A 2,346-nucleotide genomic window follows, 5' to 3' on the forward strand; every position below is an offset into this window, starting at 1 on the left:
TCCCCCCTAATGCCGCGTTCTTTCGCACCTACGCGGGCGCGGGGCCTGGTACTCCCACGCGGGGGGTGGTATTTTGATTTGTTTAGGGGCGCCCCCCCGGCGGGGGTGCCGCCCTTCACCATGTGCCTGACGGCGACCGCGATTACGCCCGGTCGTCCAGGTCCTCGTCGTCGTCCTCGTCGTCCTCGTCGTCCTCGTCAACGGCCACCGCCGCGACGGACTCGTCGGACTCCTCGGTCTCGTCGGACTCGTCGGACTCGTCCAGCTCGTCGATCGCGTCCACGAACTCGACACCGTCCAGCTCGGCGAGGCGGTCGGAGGCGTCCGTGGCCCCGTCCTTGTCCGACTCGGCCGTCTTGGCGAACCACTCACGCGCCTCGTCCTCGCGCCCGGCCGCGAGCAGCGCGTCGGCGTAGGCGTACCGCAGGCGAGCGGTCCACGGGTGGACGGCGGTGGACGCGAGCTCGGGGCTCTGGAGGGTCACGATGGCGGCGTCGAGCTGCCCCATGTCGCGACGAGCGCCGGCGGCGACGAGACGCATCTCGACCTGCCCGGCCTTGTCCAGCTTCTGCACCTCGGGCTCACCGGCCATGGCGAGCGCCCGCTCGGGACGGCCCATGCCGCGCTCGCAGTCGGCCATCACGGGCCAGAGCTCGACACCACCGGTCATCCGCCGCGCGGCCCGGAACTCGGCCAGCGCCTCGGAGTACTTCTGGGTGGCGTACGCGGCGAAGCCGGCGGCCTCGCGAACGGCGGCGACACGCGAGGCGAGCCGCAGGGCGATACGGGAGTACGCGTAAGCCTGCTCCGGGTCCTCGTCGATCAGGTTGGCGACCATGACGAGGTTGCGGGCCACGTCCTCGGCGAGCCCCTTGGGCAGGCTCATGAGCTCCTGGCGCACATCCGCGTCGATCTCGTCACCCGTGACGTCGTCCGGGATCGGCAGCCGCTTGATGGGCGCACGGTCCGGCCGGTCGCGGTCGCGGTCGTCCCGACGGCCGTAGCCACCCCGGTCGTCGCGACCGCGGTAGCCGCCACCACGGTTGTCGTCCCGACGGTCGTCACGCCGGAAGCCACCACCCCGGCTGTCGTCGCGGCGCGGCCCACGCGGCCGGTCGTCGCGCCGGAAGCCACCGTCACGGCGGTCGTCACGGGGACGCTCATCGCGACGGTCGTCACGGCGGAAGGCCGGCCTCTCGTCACGACGGTCGTCACGACGGAAGGAGGGACGGTCGTCGCGGCGCTCGTCACGACGGTCATCACGCGGACGGTCGTCGCGACGGAAGCCGCCACCACGGTTGTCATCACGACGGTCATCACGCCGATCGTCACGACGGAACGACGGGCGGTCATCGCGACCGCGGAAGCCGCCGCCACCACGGTTGTCATCACGACGGTCGTCACGGCGGAACGAGGGACGGTCGTCACGACGGTCATCACGCGGCCGGTCGTCACGGCGGAAGCCGCCACCACGGTTGTCGTCACGCCGGTCATCGCGACGGAACGGCGGGCGGTCGTCGCGGCGCTCGTCACGACGGTCATCACGCGGGCGGTCGTCGCGACCGCGGTAGCCGCCACCACGGTTGTCGTCACGCCGGTCATCACGGCGGTCGTCACGGCGGTCGTCACGACGGAACGACGGGCGGTCATCGCGACCGCGGAAGCCGCCACCACCCCGGTTGTCATCACGGCGGTCGTCGCGACCGCGGTAGCCGCCGCCACGGTTGTCGTCACGGCGGTCGTCACGACGGAACGGCGGGCGGTCGTCGCGGCGCTCGTCACGACGGTCATCACGCGGACGGTCGTCGCGACCGCGGTAGCCGCCACCCCGGTTGTCGTCACGACGGTCGTCACGGCGGTCGTCACGGCGGTCGTCACGACGGTCGTCACGACGGAACGACGGGCGGTCGTCACGGCCGCGGTAGCCGCCGCCACCACGGTTGTCATCACGGCGGTCGTCACGACGGTTGTCATCGCGACGGTCGTCGCGGCGGAAACCACCGCCGCGGTTGTCACCCCGGTTGTCGTCACGACGCGGGCCACGGAAGCCGCCTCGCTCGCCACCGTCCCTACGACGCGGCTCGCGCTCCGGACGATCGTCGGGAGAGTTGGTGGACATCGGCGTGACTCCTGTCTTCGGGTACTGCAGTCATTCTCGCGCAGTCGGCACCCCGACGCGCTTCGGAAAAATCAAGGAAAAACAAAAGGACCCTTGGTCCCAGCATGAACGCTGGGACCAAGGGTCCTGAAAGATTGTTCGGCGGCGTCCTACTCTCCCACAGGGTCCCCCCTGCAGTACCATCGGCGCTGAAAGGCTTAGCTTCCGGGTTCGGAATGTAACCGGGC

At 70.6% G+C, this 2,346-nt stretch carries 2 protein-coding genes and 1 rRNA gene; all 3 read right to left on the bottom strand.

Annotated elements, in window-relative coordinates; genetic code table 11:
• Positions 1 to 142: 142 nt before the first annotated feature.
• Positions 143 to 901, bottom strand: coding sequence for a tetratricopeptide repeat protein (locus ACFVGW_RS35695; RefSeq protein WP_385854882.1), 759 nt, complete (start codon positions 899 to 901; stop codon positions 143 to 145).
• Entirely contained in the window at positions 883 to 1,974 is a 1,092-nt protein-coding gene (locus tag ACFVGW_RS35700) for a hypothetical protein (protein WP_385854883.1), read from the bottom strand. Before ACFVGW_RS35700 ends, ACFVGW_RS35695 begins: the two co-directional genes overlap by 19 nt.
• Positions 1,975 to 2,255: 281 nt before the next feature.
• A 5S ribosomal RNA gene (gene rrf / locus ACFVGW_RS35705) occupies positions 2,256 to 2,346 on the bottom strand; the annotation flags it as partial.

The organism is Streptomyces sp. NPDC127129 (genome assembly GCF_042671585.1).
In the GTDB taxonomy this organism is placed as follows: Bacteria; Actinomycetota; Actinomycetes; order Streptomycetales; family Streptomycetaceae; genus Streptomyces.